This is a genomic window from Micromonospora sp. NPDC047134 (assembly GCF_040643455.1).
Taxonomy (GTDB): Bacteria; Actinomycetota; Actinomycetes; order Mycobacteriales; family Micromonosporaceae; genus Micromonospora.
Genome location: NZ_JBEYUI010000054.1, coordinates 1 through 2,274 on the forward strand (window position 1 = coordinate 1; position 2,274 = coordinate 2,274).

General features: G+C 67.7%; 2 protein-coding genes and 1 pseudogene. 1 reads left to right on the forward strand and 2 read right to left on the reverse strand.

Features of this window, described 5'->3' with window-relative positions; translation table 11 throughout:
* Positions 1-102: 102 nt before the first annotated feature.
* Both ABZ795_RS28680 and ABZ795_RS28685 read right to left on the reverse strand, forming a co-directional pair.
* Positions 103-701 (reverse strand): annotated as a pseudogene (locus ABZ795_RS28680) (transposase family protein); the annotation flags it as partial.
* 74 nt (positions 702-775) lie between these two features.
* A complete protein-coding gene (locus tag ABZ795_RS28685) occupies positions 776-1,321 on the reverse strand; it encodes a hypothetical protein (protein WP_357532633.1) in 546 nt (181 codons plus the stop codon).
* Between the two features lie 167 nt (positions 1,322-1,488).
* On the opposite strand from ABZ795_RS28685, the gene ABZ795_RS28690 reads away from it, so the two are divergent.
* On the forward strand, positions 1,489-2,229 hold the full coding sequence (locus ABZ795_RS28690; protein ID WP_357532634.1) for a ricin-type beta-trefoil lectin domain protein: 741 nt from the start codon (positions 1,489-1,491) through the stop codon (positions 2,227-2,229).
* Positions 2,230-2,274: the final 45 nt, after the last annotated feature.

Below are 2,274 nucleotides of genomic sequence, written 5' to 3' on the forward strand. Positions count from 1 at the left end.
GCGACCATCATATGAGCGCCGTCGGCGGCGAGCAGGTCGGCGTGCCCGGTCGGGGCATGCAACGCGTCCGCGACCACCAGAACGCCTTCCAGTGAGCCATTTTCATTCTGCGTAGCGGTCGGCTTCGACGTGGTGCAGGACGAGGATCGCCTGCACGATCGCGATTGCTCGGCGTGGACAGCAGAGCAGCTTGACCAGAATCTTCCAGGTCTTGAAGGTGGCGATCGCGCGTTCGCCGTGCGGGCGCCGTGATGGCCCTTGTCCGCGAAGGTCATCACGGCGACGCTGGTCAGGGCGTCGATGATGCCGTGGGTGCGGGCGGCGGTCAGGTCGTGCGTCGAGCCGGGCAGCGCGGCCGAGGCCCAGACGAAACGCCCGGCCGCGTCGGCGATGACCTGCACGTTCACGCCGTGACGCTTGTGCTTTCCGGAGCAGTACAGCTTCTGGTCGGCGACCCGGTCGATCGGGATCAAGGTGCCCTCGAGGATTGCTTAGGCCAGCAGCCGGATCCTGGTCATGGCCGTGGCCAGGTCGTCGGCGGTCGCGGTGAGCAGGTCGATGGCCTCTCGGACATAACGCCAGGCCGTCGTGACGCCGATCTCGAATGCGGCGGCCAGGCGTGTCAGGGTGTCGCCGTTACCCAAGTCGGCCAGGGCGAGCAGGGCTTGCCGGCTGGGTTCGAGGCGTCGCCACAGTGTCTTACCGGGAGCCTCGTCCTACCTGGACGCCGCCCTCCCGCACCACCCGTGACCTGCGCCATCACGATGAAGATGGCTCAGGGCGAGTGGTGCACCACTTCGAAGCGTCTCGCGTCGGACCGGGGGTGTCCGGGTCGCACAGCCTTGATGATCAGCACGGCGGTGAGCATCACCATGGCGGCGAGTCCGGCGTGAACGCCCCAGCCGACCTCCTGGGTGAGCCCGTCGATCCGGACCAGCACCAGGCCGTCGCGGACAATGTCGCCGACGCCGCGGGACTCGGCACCGGCGGCGGACCAGGCCATGCCGGTGCCCTCGGTCAGCGGAGGGATGCGCAGCCACGTGACGGCGGTGACCGCGACGGCGGTCGTGGCGAGGCCTGCGGCACCCCAGCGCAGCATGGCCCCCGATGGCAGGTGGAGGCCGAGCAGCCCGGCTGCGGCGGCGAGCAGGCAGGCGGTCACCGCAGCGGCCCACCAGGTGGACGACGCCCACGCGGTCGCCGAGTTGGTGGCCCAGCCGTCTCCGTCAGCCCATCTGGTGCGGAACCACGGCAGCAGGCTCGCGCCGAACACCAGCATCGCCGTGACGATGATCGGCCAGCCGCGCCGCATCAGATCCATACCTGTGGAATATCCAGGTTCGCGCTGAAAGTCAACCATAGAAATCAACTAATCCCTTTCGTAGCCTGATCGTGCACATCGTCGACGCGGCTACGGGGGCAGCGTCAGACGGCGACGCCTTGAGCTGCTCGCTTCGCCATGCCCTCGTCCGCACGAGAGGAGCATGGGTGAAGAGAATTCGATCCCGATGCGCGGCCGTCCTTGCCGCGGTCGTTGCCGGCAGTGGCGTGGTTCTGGCGTTGGGCGCGCCGGCACCTGCGGCGGTGCAGGCGCCGGACCCGGTCGCTATCGGACAGGCCGAAGACGGCGACCTGCAGGTACTGGCCACCGATGCGGACACCGCCGGCACCCAGGTCAAGGTCCGCACGTTCAGGAGCGGGCTGCCAGCGGCGGTGAAGTCCCAACGGTGGACGTTCGAGGTGGTCGCCGCGGGCAATCCGCCGACCTACCGGATCAAACACCTCTCCTCCGGGCTCTGCCTGCAGCCAGCAGCGGCCCAAGACGGGGCAGACGTGGTACTCGCCGCATGCGGCACCGGCAACAACCAACGATGGACGAACGGGAGCGCCCAAACCTGGTCGCCAGCCGGATTCGACCTGCGCAACAAGGCCGACGGTCGCTGCCTCGACCTGTTCACCAGCGCGGACGGGCAGCCGGCCACCATGTGGGCCTGCTCTTCGTACTTCACCACTCAATTCTGGAGAGTTCGCACCGGCGGGTTCGACTGCAACTCCCGGCCTCTTATCGGGCTCTGCGTACGCGATGAGCAACCGGTGCGCGGTGTCATGCTGAACTTCCGTCAGCAGCCGATCTCGTTTAATGGGCCACCGTTCGATCCGGAGTCCGGCCCGGGATACAGGCTCTTCGAGCTTGAGCGGGGTTCGCGGCTGGCGGTGACCCGGATGTGAAGGGCTCGCAGCCCATCGGTGATCATCTGAGTGTCTAGTTCGGAT